15 protein-coding genes are annotated in these 16,065 nt (G+C 67.5%); all 15 read right to left on the reverse strand.

Annotation, left to right across the window (positions count from 1 at the left end; genetic code table 11):
* Positions 1 to 57: 57 nt before the first annotated feature.
* Positions 58 to 2,040 (reverse strand): primosomal protein N' family DNA-binding protein, encoded by a 1,983-nt coding sequence (locus tag GNZ21_RS12045; protein WP_157324685.1) that lies wholly within the window; start codon positions 2,038 to 2,040, stop codon positions 58 to 60.
* On the reverse strand, positions 2,040 to 3,224 hold the full coding sequence (metK, locus tag GNZ21_RS12050; protein WP_229659492.1) for a methionine adenosyltransferase: 1,185 nt from the start codon (positions 3,222 to 3,224) through the stop codon (positions 2,040 to 2,042). The genes GNZ21_RS12045 and metK overlap by 1 nt, the downstream gene beginning before the upstream one ends.
* Before the next feature lie 54 nt (positions 3,225 to 3,278).
* The gene (gene coaBC / locus GNZ21_RS12055) at positions 3,279 to 4,532 is read right to left on the reverse strand and encodes a bifunctional phosphopantothenoylcysteine decarboxylase/phosphopantothenate--cysteine ligase CoaBC (protein ID WP_188503641.1); all 1,254 of its coding nucleotides are present in this window, start codon (positions 4,530 to 4,532) and stop codon (positions 3,279 to 3,281) included.
* A 13-nt stretch (positions 4,533 to 4,545) separates the two neighbouring features.
* Entirely contained in the window at positions 4,546 to 4,809 is a 264-nt protein-coding gene (gene rpoZ, locus GNZ21_RS12060) for a DNA-directed RNA polymerase subunit omega (protein WP_188503642.1), read from the reverse strand.
* 8 nt (positions 4,810 to 4,817) lie between these two features.
* On the reverse strand, positions 4,818 to 5,402 hold the full coding sequence (gene gmk, locus GNZ21_RS12065) for a guanylate kinase (protein WP_157324687.1): 585 nt from the start codon (positions 5,400 to 5,402) through the stop codon (positions 4,818 to 4,820).
* On the reverse strand, positions 5,402 to 5,722 hold the full coding sequence (mihF, locus tag GNZ21_RS12070; RefSeq protein WP_188503643.1) for an integration host factor, actinobacterial type: 321 nt from the start codon (positions 5,720 to 5,722) through the stop codon (positions 5,402 to 5,404). Before mihF ends, gmk begins: the two co-directional genes overlap by 1 nt.
* 117 nt (positions 5,723 to 5,839) lie before the next feature.
* A complete protein-coding gene (pyrF, locus tag GNZ21_RS12075) occupies positions 5,840 to 6,703 on the reverse strand; it encodes an orotidine-5'-phosphate decarboxylase (RefSeq protein ID WP_157324689.1) in 864 nt (287 codons plus the stop codon).
* On the reverse strand, positions 6,700 to 10,020 hold the full coding sequence (carB, locus tag GNZ21_RS12080; protein ID WP_157324690.1) for a carbamoyl-phosphate synthase large subunit: 3,321 nt from the start codon (positions 10,018 to 10,020) through the stop codon (positions 6,700 to 6,702). Before carB ends, pyrF begins: the two co-directional genes overlap by 4 nt.
* Entirely contained in the window at positions 9,963 to 11,282 is a 1,320-nt protein-coding gene (carA, locus tag GNZ21_RS12085; RefSeq protein ID WP_188503644.1) for a glutamine-hydrolyzing carbamoyl-phosphate synthase small subunit, read from the reverse strand. Before carA ends, carB begins: the two co-directional genes overlap by 58 nt.
* An 11-nt stretch (positions 11,283 to 11,293) precedes the next feature.
* The gene (locus tag GNZ21_RS12090; RefSeq protein ID WP_157324697.1) at positions 11,294 to 11,917 is read right to left on the reverse strand and encodes a PH-like domain-containing protein; all 624 of its coding nucleotides are present in this window, start codon (positions 11,915 to 11,917) and stop codon (positions 11,294 to 11,296) included.
* A complete protein-coding gene (locus tag GNZ21_RS12095; protein ID WP_157324700.1) occupies positions 11,914 to 13,260 on the reverse strand; it encodes a dihydroorotase in 1,347 nt (448 codons plus the stop codon). Before GNZ21_RS12095 ends, GNZ21_RS12090 begins: the two co-directional genes overlap by 4 nt.
* On the reverse strand, positions 13,257 to 14,249 hold the full coding sequence (locus GNZ21_RS12100) for an aspartate carbamoyltransferase catalytic subunit (protein WP_157324702.1): 993 nt from the start codon (positions 14,247 to 14,249) through the stop codon (positions 13,257 to 13,259). The genes GNZ21_RS12095 and GNZ21_RS12100 overlap by 4 nt, the downstream gene beginning before the upstream one ends.
* Complete coding sequence (pyrR, locus tag GNZ21_RS12105) at positions 14,246 to 14,809, reverse strand: bifunctional pyr operon transcriptional regulator/uracil phosphoribosyltransferase PyrR (RefSeq protein ID WP_157324704.1); 564 nt, start codon at positions 14,807 to 14,809, stop codon at positions 14,246 to 14,248. Before pyrR ends, GNZ21_RS12100 begins: the two co-directional genes overlap by 4 nt.
* A gap of 209 nt (positions 14,810 to 15,018) precedes the next feature.
* Positions 15,019 to 15,429, reverse strand: coding sequence for a transcription antitermination factor NusB (nusB, locus tag GNZ21_RS12110; protein WP_188503645.1), 411 nt, complete (start codon positions 15,427 to 15,429; stop codon positions 15,019 to 15,021).
* Between the two features lie 25 nt (positions 15,430 to 15,454).
* Positions 15,455 to 16,018: an elongation factor P gene (gene efp / locus GNZ21_RS12115; protein WP_188503646.1), complete on the reverse strand. Its 564-nt coding sequence runs from the start codon at positions 16,016 to 16,018 to the stop codon at positions 15,455 to 15,457.
* Positions 16,019 to 16,065: the final 47 nt, after the last annotated feature.

Raw genomic sequence — 16,065 nt, forward strand, 5'->3', positions numbered from 1 at the left:
GAACGAGCCATACCTCATTCTACAACCCAACCGCTTAACTATTTACGAGACACACCACTAGAACTCCAATGAGGCCACATCGTCCACGGCGATGCGCAGCGCGCGGCCGGTGCCTGAGTGCTGGGCCGAGCCGGTGCGGCGGGCCCTGGATACCTCTGCGATCAGCTCCGCGGCCTGGGCGTAGGTGAAGAACAGCAACCAGCGCTGGGCGTTCTCACCGGCTGGCGCCGGGCCCACCCAGTCCAGGCCGGCGGGCAGGCTGATCTCGCGCAGCAGGGCGTTGGCCTCACTGGGCTGCCCGGTGATGCTGAGCATCCGCACTGCCGGCGGCAGGTTCAGCTCCAGCCGCCGGTAGAGCTCCCGCCGGGCGTAGCCTGCGGGGTCCCAGCGGACCAGGGCTCCGGTCAGTTCCGGGTCGGCCGCGGTGACCACCACGGCCCCCTGCTCCGCACGCGGCCGGACCAGGCTCGCCGCCCGGAACCAACGGGCCAACACCCGCCGGGGCACGTCGAGGCCCTCGCGGGCCAGCTGGGCATCCCCGTCCAGCAGCAGGGCTGCGGCGTAGCCGTGCTCAGCCGCCGGTTCCACCCCGGGGGTGCTGACCACCAGCGCTGGCCGGTCCCGGACCTCAGCCACCGGATGCTCACCGGTGGAGGAGATCACCGGAATGTTCGGGAAGGCCCGGCCCAGCTCCTGGGCGGTGCGGTCGGCCCCCACCGCGCCGGCCCGGAAGGCGGTGCTGCCGCATTCGGCACACCGGTGCCCCCGGTGGTGCAGCCCGCACCAGCGGCAGCGCAGGGTGTCCGACTGTTCGAAATGCCCGGGGAGGGCCAGGGGTCCGTGGCACTGTGGGCATTGCTGCCGGGCACGGCACTGCTGGCAGCGCACTGCGGGGATGAACCCGGACCGGCCCACCTGGATGAGCACCGGGCCGCGCTCCAGCCCGTCGCGGGCGGTCCGATAGGCCACCTGCGGCAGCCGGGCCCGGCGGGCGTCCGGATCGCGCTCCTGCTGGTAGGAGTCGGCGGAGGCGGTGACCAGCGGAGCCGCGGCGGTGCGTGCCCTGCGCTCCGGGCTGCGCTCGGCCAGCCAGCCGCGCTCCACCAGCCGCTGAACCTCCAGGCTGCGGTGGGTGGAGATGAACTGGATGCTTGCACCGGTGGCCACGCTGCGCAGCAGAGCCACCTCCCGGCTGTGCTGATAGGGAGCCCGGGGCTCCTGGTGGCTGGGGTCGTCGTCGTCCACCACGATAATCCGACCCAACCGGCTCACCGGGGCGAATGCGGCCGACCTGGTGCCCACTGCCACCTGGGCCTGGCCGAATCGCAGCCGCAGATAGGAGCGGTACCGCGGGGTTGGGCCCATCCCAGCGCTCAGCGCAGCGATGGCCTCGCTGCCCAGCTGCTCCTGAAGCTGAGGCAGCAGCAGATCCACGTCACGCTGGTCCGGCAGCACCACTACGGTGCAGGCTCCGGCGCGGTGGGTCTCCCGAACCGCATCGGCCACCAGGTGCGGCCAGCCCTGGGTCCCATAGGACTTCATCGCCAGCACTGCCTCCCGGGCGCCGGGCTGCTCAGCGGCAGCCGGGTCGGCCGGGGCGCTGATCCCTGAGTACTCCTTCTCCACTGAGGCAACACGCTGCGGGATCGCGGCCCGCAGCACATCTGCTGTAACCCCGGCGTATCGCTCAGCCACCCGGCTGGAGAGGTCCAGCACCTCGGCGGAGAGCAGCGGCAGGGGGGTGACCACTTTGCGGATCAGGGCCAGCTGATGCGCTTGCGTGGCGGCACTGCGCTGAAGCACCCAGCCGCTCATCTCCCGGCCGGAGAACGGGACTTTGACCCGGGAGCCTGCCATGATCTGCTGATCCAGGTCTGCCGGGACGGCGTAGTCGAAGGGCCGGTCAAGATGCGGAACCGGGGATTCCAGCAGCACCTTGGCAATGGGGTCTCGGGGCGCGGCTGACGCCGGGAGCTTTGGCTCGGCGCGCGTCTCAGCGATCCCGATCAGGGCAGGCTGCTCTGCGGCCCGCTCACTCATCAGGCGCCGAAGTAGGATTTCAGGGCGTCCACCCGGTTCAGCTGCTCCCAGGGGAACTGTTCACCGCCGAAGTGCCCGTTCTTTGCGGTCTCGGCGTAGATGGGCCGCTTGAGGTCCAGATCTTCGATGATGCCCAGCGGGCGCAGGTCGAAGACCTCACGGATCGCCGCCGGGATGGCGGCGGGGTCCACCTGTTCGGTGCCGAAGGTCTCCACGTAGACGCCCACCGGCTGGGCCCGGCCGATCGCGTAGGCGATCTGGATCTCGGCGCGCTCAGCGAGTCCGGCTGCCACGACGTTCTTGGCCACCCAGCGCATCGCGTAGGCCGCGGAGCGGTCCACTTTGGAGGGGTCCTTACCGGAGAAGGCGCCCCCGCCGTGCCGGGCGAAGCCGCCGTAGGTGTCCACAATGATCTTCCGCCCGGTCAGGCCGGCATCTCCCACCGGTCCGCCGATCACAAAGGGCCCCGAGGGGTTGATGATCTCCTTGACCCCGGCCAGCTCCAGCCCCGCGGTCTCCACCACCGGCTTGATCACCTCCGCGGAGATATCAGCACGCAGCTGGGGCTGGCTGATATCCGCGGTGTGCTGCCCGGATACCACCACCGTGTCCAGGCTGACCGGGCGGGCCCCTTCATAGCCGATGGTGACCTGGGTCTTGCCGTCCGGGCGCAGGTACTCCAGAAGGCCCTCCTGGCGCACCTCGGTCAGCCGGGCAGCCAAACGGTGGGCCAGGGCGATCGGGGTGGGCATGTAGCTTGGGGTCTCATTGGTGGCATAGCCGAACATAATGCCTTGATCGCCGGCGCCCTGGGCGTCTCGCGGGTCCTCAGTCTCCGCACCCGGCTTGAACACGCCCTTGAAGATCTCTGGGGACTGCTGCCCGATGCTGATGTTGACCCCGACCCGTTCGCCGTCGAACCCGTTGGCCGAGGAGTCGTAGCCGATGCCCACCAGGGTCTGGCGCACGATCCGGGGGATCTCCACATAGCCGCTGGTGGTGACCTCTCCGGCCACCTGGACCAGACCGGTGGTGGTCAGCGCCTCCACGGCCACCCGGGAGTCTGGGTCCACGGCCAGTAGGGCGTCCAGGATGGAGTCGGAGACCTGATCGCAGATTTTGTCCGGGTGCCCGATGGTCACCGATTCGGAGGAGAAAAGCCGCAGCGAGTCAGAATTCGTCACCGACTCATCCTAACCCCGGGTGCCGAACTCTCAGTCTGCGGCGGTCATATGTGTTCACGAACCGGCAGCGGCACTGCTGAGCAGAGTGGCCGCGCAGTCTACGACGACGCCGGCGGCCTGGAGTTTGCCCCCGGCGAAGTGCACTGGCACGTCCTGGCCCAGGACTGCTTGGGCGGACTCGGAGGCAAGGATGTGGATCTCGGTATCTTCCCGGCCGAAGACCAGGTTCTCCCCCACCCGGTTGAGCACCAGCAGGTCGCAGCCCTTGCGGGCCAGCTTCTGCTGGGCCAGCGCCAGGGGCTCGGCGCGGTCGTCTCCGGTCTCAGCGGCGAAGCCGATGATCACTGCTGGGCCGGTGCCGGTCTCGGTTCGCCGCTGGACTGTTTCGGCGAGGATATCCGGGTTGCGGCTCAGAGTGATGGTGGGGGCGGCGTCGTCGTTGTTGTTCTTGATCTTGGCCGCGGCGTATTCGGCGGGCCGGAAGTCAGCCACTGCCGCAGCCATGATGAGCACATCGGCGTCCGCGGCCCGCCGGTGGACAGCCTGCTGCAGCTCGGCGGCGGTCTCAATGCGCTCCACGGTGATATTGGGATGCCCTGCGGGCGGCTGACTCTCGGTGATCCCGGCGATGAGGTGGACTGCGGCACCTGCGGTGGCCGCCTGTTCGGCCAGGGCGAATCCCTGTTTGCCGGAGGATCGGTTGCCTAGGTAGCGCACCGGGTCCAGGGGTTCACGGGTGCCGCCGGCGGTGACCACCACGCGGCGCCCGGTCAACGGACCGCTGGGTGCCAGCAGCTGGTCGATCCGGGCTTTGATCTGCTCGGGTTCGGGCAGCCGGCCGGGGCCGGAGTCGGTGCCGGTGAGCCGCCCGGAGGCAGGCTCCATCACCTCTATGCCGCGGCCGCGCAGCACCTCGACGTTCTCGACGGTGGCCGGGTTGCGCCACATCTCGGTGTGCATGGCGGGCACCAGCAGCTTGGGCGCCTCGGAGGCCAGCAGCGTGGAGCTCAGCAGGTCACCGGCCGTCCCGGCCCGGGTCCGTGCCAGAAGGTCGGCAGTGGCCGGAGCTACCACGATCAGATCGGCCTGCTGCCCCAGCCGGACGTGCCGGACCTCGTCAACACCCTCGAACACGCTGGTGGTGACCGGACGGCCGGTAATCGCCTCCCAGGTGGCCCGGCCCACGAACTCCAGTGCGGCCGGAGTGGGGATGACCTCCAGCTGGCGGCCGTCCTCTGTGAGGAGCCGGGCCAGGATCACCGCCTTATAGGCGGCGATGCCGGCCGAGACTCCTAGGACGATGCGCACGTTCTGCGCCTGGTTACGCTGCTGCCTCGGCGGCGGGCTTCTTGACCAGCAGGTCCTGGTTGATCTCGCGCAGGGCGATGGAGAGTGGCTTCTCGTTGAGCTTGGTATCCACCAGGGGGCCGATGTGCTCGAAGAGGCCCTCGTGGAGCTGGGCGTAGTAGTTGTTGATCTGGCGGGCCCGCTTGGCGGCGAAGAGGACCAGGGCGTACTTGGACTCCGCCTTGCTCACCAGTTGGTCGATGGGCGGGTCAATGATGCCTTCAAGCTGCTCAGTCACAAAGTTCCTTATGCGTTGGTGGTCAGTTCTATGCCCATGCGGGCGATAAGCTCTCTGGCGGCCCGGTCGACATCGTCATTGATGATGGTGACGTCGAACTCCGGTTCTGCCGCAAGCTCTATTCTAGCGGTTTCCAGCCGGCGCTGCTGCTCCTCCTCAGATTCGGTGCCGCGGCCGATCAGCCGGTGCACCAGATCCTCGAAGGTGGGCGGGGCCAGAAACACGAACTGGGCCTCGGGCAGCTTCGCCCGGACCTGGCGTGCGCCCTGGAGGTCAATTTCCAGCAGCACGTTCTTGCCCTCGGCCAGGGCGTCCTCGACTGTGCTGCGCAGGGTGCCGTAGCGGTGCTTCTTATGCACCACCGCCCACTCCAGGAAAGCGTCGCGCTCCAGCAGCTGGTCGAACTGCTCCTCACCCAGAAAGAGGTAGTCCTCGCCGTGGACCTCGCCGGGGCGCGCCGGGCGGGTGGTGGCGGAGACGGAGAAGTGCACCTGGGGGAAGGTGCTGCGGATGTATCTGCTCAGTGTGGATTTGCCCACCGAGGTGGGGCCGGCGAGCACGGTCACCCGCGGCGTGGAATCAGTGTTCGGCATCAAGCCAATTCTGCCAGATACTCGGTCAGTGCCCGGCGCTGCTTGACGCCGAGTCCGCCGAGCCGGCGGTTGACCGAGACGCCCAGATCCTCCAGAATCCGGGTGGCGGTGACCTTGCCCACTCCGGGCAGCGCCTCAAGCAGCTCGATGGTCTTGAGTCTGGCCACTGCCTCGGAGGAGTCTGCGCGCTGGAGCACCGATTCGAAGCTGAGGGTTCCGGCACCGAATCCTCGTTTGACCTCGGCGCGCTCGGAGCGTGCCGCCAGCGCCTTCTTCCGTGCGGTGTCCCGCTCTTCCTGGGTCAGATCTCGCAGTGCCACAGCTATCTCCTTCACTTGCGTTGCGCCCAGCCGGACTTTTCCTATGTGCCAGAATGTAGCGGCAATTCCTGAATGGGACAATAGGACGTGACACTCATGCAGGGTGAGTAGACGGTGTCATTGCAGGTCAGAGCGGGATGACTCGATTGCAGAGATTAGATCTGCCTGGCGGGGGCCGGCGCGGAGAATACCTCGGGAAGAGCTGACCAGCACCTGGGGCCAGGCCGGACCAAAGCCGCTTCGCAGCTGCTGTGCGGTGGCACCCTGAGCGCCGTATCCCGGAGCCAGCAGGGGTGGGGAACCGGTAGTGAGGTCGATGCCGTGCTCACCGGCCAGATGCGCGGTGGTGGCCCCCACCACCAGTCCGATGCTGCCCAGCGGCTGGTCCTGGTACACAGCGTTCGACGACGCCGCCTGGGTGACAATGCTGCCGGCCACAGTGCTCTGCTCCCCATCGGAGTGTCCCTGGGCCAGCTGCAGCTGCTGTCCCTCGGGGTTGGAGGTCAGGGCCAGCACGAACAGTCCGGCCCCGTACTGCTGGGCGGCTGCCGCTGCGGGGTCCAGCGAGCCGTAGCCGAGATAGGGGCTCACTGTCAGCGCATCGGCTCCGAAGTCACGCTCCGGGTTCAGCCAGGCCTCGGCATAGGCGGCCATCGTGGAGCCGATGTCCCCACGTTTTGCGTCGGCCAGGACCAGCAGCCCGGCCTGCTGGGCGGTGCGGATGATCTGGGCCAGTGCTTCCATTCCGGCGATCCCGTAGCGCTCGAAGAACGCCACCTGGGGTTTGACCACACCGACCCGGTCTGCCGAGGCCTCGATGATCCGGGCACCGAACTCCTGGAGTCCGGCCCCGTCATCGCTCAGACCCCAGTCCTTGAGCATCCCCGGGTGGGGGTCGATGCCCACACAGAGCTGGCCATAGCGGTCCATGGCCCGGGCCAGCCGTGCGCCGAACGGCGGGCGGGGCCCGGCGCTGCTCATACGGCTGCCGCCACGGCCAGGCCTGCGGCGTGAAGAGCAGCGGCATGTTCCTGCAGGGAGGCCACTGACCAGCTGTGGGTACGCTGGGCCTCGATGGCCTGGATCGCGGCTCCGAACTCAGCGATGGTGGTGATCACCGGAACCCCGAGGCTGGTTGCTGCGGCACGGATCTCGTAGCCGTCGCTGCGGGCATCGCCTCCGCTGGGAGTGTTGATGATCAGGGCAATCTCCCCGGCCTCCACCAGGGGCAGCACGGTGCCCTGGGCCTCGGGGGTATCGGCAATCTTGTCCACCACCTCGCAGCTGATCCCGTTGCGGCGCAGCACATCGGCGGTGCCGCCGGTGGAGATGATGCTGAAGCCCAGATCGGCGAGCCGCTTCACCGGCATGATGACTCCGCGCTTATCTCGGTTGGCCACTGAGACGAACGCCTTGCCCGAGGTGGGAAGCGGGTTGTTGGCGGCCAGCTGGGATTTGGCGAAAGCGGTGTCGAAGTGGGTGTCGATGCCCATCACCTCGCCGGTGGAGCGCATCTCAGGGCCCAGCAGGGAGTCCACCACCCGGCCCTCGGGGGTGCGGAACCGGGCGAAGGGCAGTACGGCTTCTTTCACCGCCACGGGTGCTGCGGGGGGCAGCAGGGAGCCGTCGCCGGTGCCCGGCAGCAGCCCTGCGGCGCTGTGCCCGGAGCCGGCGCGCAACTGCGCGATGCTGATCCCGGTACCGATCAGTGCCGCAGCCTTGGCCAGCTGTACTCCGGTGGCCTTGGAGACGAACGGCACGGTGCGTGAGGCCCGGGGATTGGCCTCGATCACGTAGAGCACATCCGAGGCTACGGCGAACTGGATGTTGATCAGCCCGCGCACACCGACTCCTGCGGCGATGACAGCCGTAGCCTCCCGGACCCGCTGCAGCACATCGGGGCCCAGGGTGATCGGCGGCAGCACACAGGCGGAGTCGCCGGAGTGGATCCCGGCCTCCTCGATATGTTCCATGATCCCACCGAGGTAGAGGTCGGTGCCGTCGTAGAGGGCGTCGACGTCCACTTCGATCGCGTCCTCCAGGAACCGGTCCACCAGCACCGGATGCTCCGGGGTGACCTCGGTGGCATTGGCGATATAGCGCTCCAGCCCCGGTTCGTCATAGACGATCTCCATACCGCGCCCGCCCAGCACGTAGCTGGGGCGGACCAGCACCGGATAGCCGATGGCGTCTGCCACTGCCTTGGCGTCGTCGAAGCTGACTGCGGTGCCGTTCTTGGGTGCGATCAGCCCGCCGGCCTGCAGCACCTGGTCAAAGGCACCCCGGTGCTCGGCCAGGTCGATGGCCTCGGGGGAGGTGCCCATGATCGGCACCCCGGCATCGGCCAGCTGTTGGGCCAGCTTGAGCGGGGTCTGCCCGCCCAACTGCACGAACACTCCGGCCACTCCCCCGGTGCGCTGTTCGGCGGCGATGACCTCCAGGACGTCCTCAAGGGTCAGCGGCTCGAAGTAGAGCCGGGTGGAGACGTCATAGTCGGTGGAGACCGTCTCCGGATTGCAGTTGACCATCACTGTCTCATAGCCGGCTTCGCGAAGCGCCATGGTGGCGTGCACGCAGGAGTAGTCGAACTCAATGCCCTGTCCGATCCGGTTGGGCCCGGAGCCCAGGATGATCACCGAGGGCTTCTCATGCTGCTCGATCTCATCCTCCAGGTCGTAGCTGGAATAGTGGTAGGGAGTGAAGGCGGGGAACTCGGCAGCGCAGGTGTCCACTGTCTTGAACACCGGGCGGACTCCCAGGGCATGCCGCACCCCGCGCACCACAGCCGGGTCCATATTGCGCAGCTGGCCGATCTGGACATCGGAGAAACCGTGCCGCTTGGCGGTGCGCAGGGTCGCCTCATCCAGGGACTCTGCCGAGCCGATGGCCCCAGCCGTCTCGTTGATCAGCTGGATCTGGTCCAGAAACCAGGGGTCGATAGCGGTGATCCGGTGCACCTCTTCCAGATCGGCCCCGGCCAGCAGGGCCTGCTGCACCTGGTAGAGCCGCTCCGTGGTGGCGGTGGCCATGCCCTGAAGCAGCTCCTCCACCGGAGCGGTCTGCGGCGCGAAGGAGAACTCACTGCCGCGCTGCTCCAGGGAGCGCAGCGCCTTCTGCAGGGCCTCGGTGAAGCTGCGTCCGATCGCCATCGCCTCGCCCACCGACTTCATGGTGGTGGTCAGTGTGGGATCAGCCGCCGGGAACTTCTCGAAGGCGAAGCGCGGGACCTTCACCACCACGTAGTCCAGGGTGGGCTCAAAGCTCGCCGGGGTCTTCTGGGTGATGTCGTTGGGGATCTCATCCAGGGTGTAGCCCACCGCCAGCTTGGTGGCGATCTTGGCGATCGCAAAACCAGTGGCCTTCGAGGCCAGGGCGGAGGAACGGGAGACCCGGGGGTTCATCTCGATGACCACCACCCGCCCGGTACCCGGCTCCACAGCGAACTGGATATTGCAGCCGCCGGTGTCCACACCCACCTCGCGGATCACGTTGATCGAGATATCACGCAGCCGCTGATACTCCCGATCGGTGAGCGTCATCGCCGGGGCCACGGTGATCGAATCCCCGGTGTGCACACCGACTGGGTCCAGGTTCTCGATGGAGCAGACGACGACGACGTTGTCATTGGCATCGCGCATCATCTCCAGCTCGTACTCCTTCCAGCCGAGGATGGACTCCTCCAGGAGCACCTCGGTGGTGGGCGAGTACTGCAGGCCGGCCCCGGCGATGCGGTGCAGGTCAGCCTCGTTGTAGGCCATCCCGGAGCCGAGCCCACCCATAGTGAAGCTGGGCCGGACCACCACCGGGTAGCCGAGCTCCTTGACGGCCTCCAGGGCCTCTGCCATGGAGTGCACGATCGCAGACTTGGCGGACTCAGCGCCTGAGCGCTCCACCACGCCCTTGAACTTCTCTCGGTCCTCGCCCAGCTCGATCGCAGCGATATTTGCCCCGATCAGCTCCACACCGTACTTCTCGAGGGTGCCGTCCTTGTCCAGGGCGATGGCGGTGTTCAGCGCGGTCTGTCCACCCAGGGTGGGCAGCAGGGCGTCCGGGCGCTCCTTGGCGATGATCTTGGCCACCACCTCGGGGCTGATCGGCTCCACATAGGTGGCGTCGGCGAACTCCGGGTCGGTCATGATGGTGGCCGGGTTGGAGTTGACCAGAATCACCCGGATGCCCTCCTCCTTAAGCACGCGCAGGGCCTGGGTGCCGGAGTAGTCGAACTCGGCGGCCTGGCCGATCACGATCGGCCCTGAGCCGATGACCAGTACGGAGTTGAGGTCGGCGCGCTTAGGCATGGGCGGATGGTCTCCTGTCGTTCGGGGGGGAGGGTCTCGGCTCCGGTGGCGCTGCGGCCGGCCTGATGGGCGGCGATGAGCTCGGTGAACCGGTCGAAGAGGTAGGCGGAGTCATGCGGGCCGGCCGCGGCCTCCGGATGGTACTGGACACTGAATGCCGGGATGTCCAGGCAGCGCAGGCCCTCCACCACATGGTCGTTCAATGAGCTGTGGCTGACCTGGACCCGGCCGTAGCGGGATTCCGGAGCGGTGACGGTCTCACCCACCGGGGCGTCCACTGCGAAGCCGTGATTCTGGCTGGTGATCTCCACCTTTCCGGTGGCATGGTCCATCACCGGCTGATTGATGCCGCGGTGGCCGAAGGGCAGCTTATAGGTGCCAAAGCCCAGGGCGCGGCCCAGGATCTGGTTGCCGAAGCAGATGCCGAAGAACGGGGTGCCTGAGTCCAGGACCTCGCGCAGCAGCCCGATCTGGGCGCTGGCGGTGGCCGGATCTCCTGGCCCGTTGGAGAGGAAGACCCCATCCGGGTCCAGCGCCTGGATCTCGGCGAAGCTGGTGGTGGCCGGCAGCACATGGACCCGCAGGCCACGTTCGGCCATCCGCACCGGGGTCATGGTCTTGATGCCTAGGTCGATGGCGGCCACAGTGCCCAGCGGCTTATCCCGCCAACCGTGCTCGGCGGGCTCGATGACATAGGCCTGCTCTGTGGTGACCTCCTCGGCCAGCCGGGCGCCGAGCATATCGGGCTGGGTGAGCACAGCGTTGACCAGCTCGGTGTGGGACCGTGGTGCCCCGGCGTCGTCGTACAGGGCCTCCCCGGAGAAGATGCCGGCCTTCATGGCACCTTTATCGCGCAGGTGCCGGGTGACCGCCCGGGTGTCGATGTCTTTGATGCCGATGATGCCCTGGGCGGTGAGCTCCTCCTCCAGGCTGCGCGCACTGCGCCAGTTGGAGGGGCGCCGGGAGGCGTCGCGGACCACATAGCCGGCCACCCAGATCCGGCGGGACTCGGGATCCTCATCATTGATCCCGGTGTTGCCGATATGCGGGGCGGTCTGGACTACGATCTGGCGAGCGTAGCTGGGGTCGGTGAGCGTCTCCTGGTAGCCGGTCATCCCGGTGGCGAAGACGGCCTCACCCAGGGTCTGGCCGGCGGCTCCGTAGCCGCTGCCCGTGTAGACGGTGCCGTCCTCCAGCACCAGCAGGGCGGTGCCGGTCCCAGTGTTGCCTTCTCGTCCGGCTGCAGTGGCGCCGGACTTCACGCCTAAAGTACTCAAAGGGAAGTCTCACTTTCAGTCAGTGCGGTCAGCTCAGCAAGGAGGGTGCGGCCCTCCTGGACCCGGCGTGGCCGGAACCCGGTGTCCAGGGCATGCTCTCCCAGGGTCCAACCCAGGATGATAGCCCCGTCCTTCTCCACGAATTTGCCCACCATGCCGCGGTCGGTGCGGGCATAAGCCAGATCTGCGGCGGGAATGAAGAGGTTGCGCGCACCGGCCCGGAAGATGGCCACACCCTGTTGGTGCACCTCCACCCGACCGGTGGTGCGCAGGCCCAGCTGGTGTACTGCGATCCGGTCCAGGTACTCACCGCCGGTGACCGAGCCGATCACCATGCCCTCGGCGGCGGCACGGGGTTCCAGATCCAGCAGCTCGGCCGGGATGTCTTCAGGCTCCGGGACATCGGACTGGCGGCGCTTGCGGTGCTGCCAGCCCAACCAGATCAGCAGACAGAAGAGTACGACGCCGCCACCGGCGATCCACAGATAGTTCAGGTAAGTGCCGGTCATCTCTGGGTTCCGGGTCAGAGCGGGAACTGGGTGGCCCAACCCCGGAACCTGAGGTGACACTGCCTGAAGGGCCAGTGCTTGAAGAGACAGTGCCTGAAGCTCGGGGCTCATTCGGCGCTCCTTCCGCTGCGGCTTGTGGTCAGCTCCCCCTGGGCGAGCACCTGGTGCCCACCCAGGAAGGTGTGAGTGACCCTTCCCGGGAGCTCCAGGCCGCGGAAGGGTGAGTTGCGCCCCTTGGTGGCGTGCTGCTCCGGGGTGATGGTGGTGCTTGCGCTGGGGTCGACAAGGATGAGGTTGGCCGGCTCCCCTGCCGCCAGGGGACGGCCCTGGTGCGGGTGTCCGTAGATCTCGGCGGGGCGCTCTGAGGTGATCTCGACGAAGCGCCGCCAACTGATCAGCCCGGTCTCCACCATGGCGTGCTGCACGGCGTTGAGTGCAGTCTCCAGGCCGGTCATGCCCATGGCCGCCTGGGCCCATTCGCATTCCTTGGCCTGATCAGGGTGCGGTGCGTGATCGGTGCCCACGGCGTCGATGATGCCCTCGGCCAAGGCTTCCCGCAGCGCCTGGGTATCGGCCTCAGTGCGCAGCGGAGGGTTGACCTTGTACACCGGGTTGTAGGTGGCCACCAGCTCATCGGTGAGCATCAGGTGGTGCGGGGTGACCTCCGCGGTGACCTGGATGCCGCGGGCCTTGGCCCAGCGCAGGATCTCCACTGAGCCTGCGGTGGAGACGTGGCAGATATGCAGCCGGGCGCCCACGTAGTCGGCCAGCAGCACGTCCCGGGCGATCACCGCCTCCTCAGCCACGGCCGGCCAGCCGGGCAGCCCGAGGGTGGCCGAGACCCTTCCCTCGTTCATCTGCGCGGGCTGCTCGGTGTCCCAGGCCGTGAGGTCGGCATCCTGCGCGTGCTGGGCGATAAACCCGTCAATGGTCTTCACATACTCCAGGGCACGGCGCATCAGCTGGGCGTTGTTCACACAGTGGCCGTCATCGGAGAACATCCGCACCTGGGCTGCCGACTCGGCCATGGCGCCGAGCTCTGCGAGGGTCTTGCCCGCCAGGCCTTTGGTGATGGCTCCCACGGGGTAGACCTCGGTCCAGCCGGAGTCCAGTCCCAGCCGGTGGACCTGTTCCACCACCCCGGCGGTGTCAGCCACCGGAGAGGAGTTCGCCATGGCGTGCACGGCGGTGAAGCCGCCCTTGGCCGCAGCCCGGCTTCCGGTCTCCACGGTCTCAGCGTCCTCCCGGCCCGGTTCGCGCAGGTGAGTGTGCAGGTCCACCATGCCGGGCAGCAGGATCTGGCCCTGGGCTTGGACGGTCACTGCATTCTCGGACCCTGGAGCCCGGCCGGCATCGGGCCCAAGCTGCGCGATGCGCCCTTCGGTGATCAGAATGTCCTGGGGCTCCTCCCCGTAGGGCCGGGCGCCGGTGATGAGGTAGGCGGGGGTGCTCATGCGTGGTCTCCTGTCAGCAGCAGGTGGAGGACGGCCATCCGTACGGCCACGCCGTTGGTGACCTGTTCAGTGATGCGAGTCTGGGGTGCATCGGCAGCCGCCGCCGAGATCTCCACTCCGCGGTTCATCGGCCCAGGGTGCAGGATCAGCGCCGGGGACTGGGTCTCACCAAGGGTGAGGTCAGCAACGGTGGCCAGGCGTTCATCGGTGAGCCCCCAGCGGCGGGTGTACTCCGCGGCGGTGGGGAAGAAGGCTCCGCCCATCCGCTCGGCCTGCACCCGCAGCATCATCACCGCGTCCGGGGCGGCGGCCAGGGCCTGGTCCAAGCTGTAGTGCACGGTGACCGGCCAGCTCTCCACACCGAGCGGCAGCAGGGTGGCCGGGGCGGCGAAGTGCACTTCAGCCCCCAGAGTGCGCAGCAGCCACAGATTGGATCGGGCCACGCGGGAGTGCAGAATGTCTCCGACAATCAGCACCCGCATACCGGCCAGGTCGGTGCCGCGGGGGCTGGTGCTGCTGCCGCTGCCCCGGTGGGCAGCATGCCAGTCCCGGCGTAGGGTCAGCGCATCCAGCAGCGCCTGGGTGGGGTGCTCATGGGTGCCGTCCCCGGCGTTGACCACTGCGGCCTCGGACCAGTCGGAGGCGGCCAGCTGGGCGGCAGCTCCGGCGGCGGAGTGCCGGATGACGATCGCATCAGCACCCATCGCATCCAAGGTCTGCACGGTGTCCTTGAGCGACTCTCCCTTGGACACGGAGGAACCTTTGGCGGAGAAGTTCACCACATCGGCGGAGAGCCGCTTAGCGGCAGCCTCGAAGGAGACCCGGGTACGGGTGGAGTCCTCGTAGAACAGGTTGACCACAGTGCGTCCGCGCAGGGTGGGCAGCTTCTTGACCTCCCGGGAGGTGACCGCGGCCATCTCCTCAGCGGTGTCCAGGATGGTGAGGGCGTCGTCGTAGGTCAGCCCCTCCGTGGCCAGCAGATGCCTCATCGGGTGATCACCACCTCTTCGGCCTCACGGGCTATGCCGTCAATCTCAGCCAGGCGCACGGCTACCCGTTCATGGCGTGCGGTGGGGATGTTCTTGCCCACGTGGTCGGCCCGGATGGGCAGTTCCCGGTGACCGCGGTCAACCAGGACTGCGAGCCTGACCACCGCGGGGCGGCCGTAGTCGGCCAGGGCGTCCAGGGCTGCGCGGACGGTGCGCCCGGAGTAGAGCACATCATCCACCAGTACGGCCGTGGCACCGTCGATGCCGGCAGTGGGTAGGCTGGTGGGCTCGGGGGTTCGCGCTGCGGTGGTGCGCAGATCATCCCGGTACATGGTGATGTCCAGTGCGCCAAGGGAGCTTTCGGAATCGAAGCCGGGGTCGATGCTGGCCAGTTTCGCGCCCAGGCGCTGGGCCAGCGGAACACCGCGGCGCGGGATGCCCAGAATGATCAGGCCCTCAGTGCCGCGCTGGGCCTCCACGATCTCGTGGGCAATCCGAGTCAGGGCGCGGTCAATGTCCGGCGCTGCCATGACTTGAGCAGTCTCAGATGAGTGACTCATCGTATCGACTCCTTCCTCGCCTCACAGGACGATCCGTTAAAGGAGTGCTTATGTCGGGTCCACTCTATCAGCGCAGGCAGCCTGCGCCGTCCAGCGCGGCGGCCTGTGAGGAGTGCAACAACGGCTTTGGTGGGGCAGCCGGCCCCTGAGGTCCGCACCCCGGACGGGCCCGTGAACCGGGCGAGGCAGGCCAGGCGTGCCCGTGGAGACTAACCGAGGCTGGGCTTGAGCTTCTGGAGCCGCCCCAGCAGGCCGTGGACAAACCGCGGGGACTCGTCAGTGGAGAACTCCTTGACCAGCGCCACGGCCTCATTGACGGCCACCTCGTCGGGAATCTCCTCGTTGTGCAGCAGTTCCCAGGCGCCGATCCGCAACACCACCAGGTCTACCGGGGGCATCCGGTCCAGGGTCCAGCCCCGGGCGTAGGTGGCCAGCAGCTCATCGATCTCGTCCTGCCGCTCGGTCACGCCGCGGACCAGGGCGCGGACGTAGTCGTTGAACTCGATCTGAGACTTCTCGGCACGGTTGGTGAGCACCTCCTCGGCGGGGGTGCCGCGCTGCTGTGCCTCGAAGAGGACCTCTAGGGCCCGCTGCCGGGCCTTGCTGCGTGTGCGTTTCACGGGAGTTGGGCGTCGTCGTAGGTAATCAGTCGGTGACCCGGCCGAGGTATTCGGAGGTCGAGGTGTTGACCTTGACCTTGGTGCCCTGCTCCACGAAGAGCGGCACCTGGATCTCGTGACCGGTCTCCAGTGTGGCTGGTTTGGTGCCGGCCTTGGAGCGGTCGCCCTGCAGGCCGGGATCGGTCTGGGTGATCTCCAGCACCACCGAGGGGGGCATCTCCAGGTAGAGCGGAGTGCCCTCATTCATGGCGATGGTGACCTCCTGGGACTCCAGCAGGAAGTTCGCGGCCTCGCCCACCACTGCCGCCGGGACGGTGATCTGATCGTAGTCGCGCAGGTCCATGAAGACGTAGTCCTCACCGTTCTGGTAGAGGTACTGGTAGTCCGAGCGATCCACAGTGGCGAACTCAACTTTGGCACCGGCGTTGAAGGTCTTATCGACCACCTTGCCGGAGGTGATGTTCTTCAGTTTGGTGCGGATGAACGCCCCGCCCTTGCCGGGTTTGACGTGCTGGAAGTCGATCGTGTTCCACAGCTGGCCCTCCAGCTTGAGCACGGCGCCGTTCTTGATGTCATTCGAGGTAGCCACAGGTTGGAGCTTTCTTGTCGGTCGTCTTCAGAATCACCAGCTGACCA

This window comes from Nesterenkonia alkaliphila, assembly GCF_009758175.1.
Taxonomy (GTDB): Bacteria; Actinomycetota; Actinomycetes; order Actinomycetales; family Micrococcaceae; genus Nesterenkonia; species Nesterenkonia alkaliphila.

Excerpts from the sequence above, each read along its gene's own strand:
- GNZ21_RS12100 (WP_157324702.1), bottom strand. The coding sequence starts at position 14,249 with ATGAGGCATCTGCTGGCCACGGAGGGGCTGACCTACGACGACGCCCTC.
- pyrR (WP_157324704.1), bottom strand. The coding sequence starts at position 14,809 with ATGAGTCACTCATCTGAGACTGCTCAAGTCATGGCAGCGCCGGACATT.
- GNZ21_RS12045 (WP_157324685.1), bottom strand. The coding sequence starts at position 2,040 with ATGAGTGAGCGGGCCGCAGAGCAGCCTGCCCTGATCGGGATCGCTGAG.
- carB (WP_157324690.1), bottom strand. The coding sequence starts at position 10,020 with ATGCCTAAGCGCGCCGACCTCAACTCCGTACTGGTCATCGGCTCAGGG.
- pyrF (WP_157324689.1), bottom strand. The coding sequence starts at position 6,703 with ATGAGCAGCGCCGGGCCCCGCCCGCCGTTCGGCGCACGGCTGGCCCGG.
- gmk (WP_157324687.1), bottom strand. The coding sequence starts at position 5,402 with ATGCCGAACACTGATTCCACGCCGCGGGTGACCGTGCTCGCCGGCCCC.
- GNZ21_RS12095 (WP_157324700.1), bottom strand. The coding sequence starts at position 13,260 with ATGAGCACCCCCGCCTACCTCATCACCGGCGCCCGGCCCTACGGGGAG.
- GNZ21_RS12090 (WP_157324697.1), bottom strand. The coding sequence starts at position 11,917 with ATGAGCCCCGAGCTTCAGGCACTGTCTCTTCAAGCACTGGCCCTTCAG.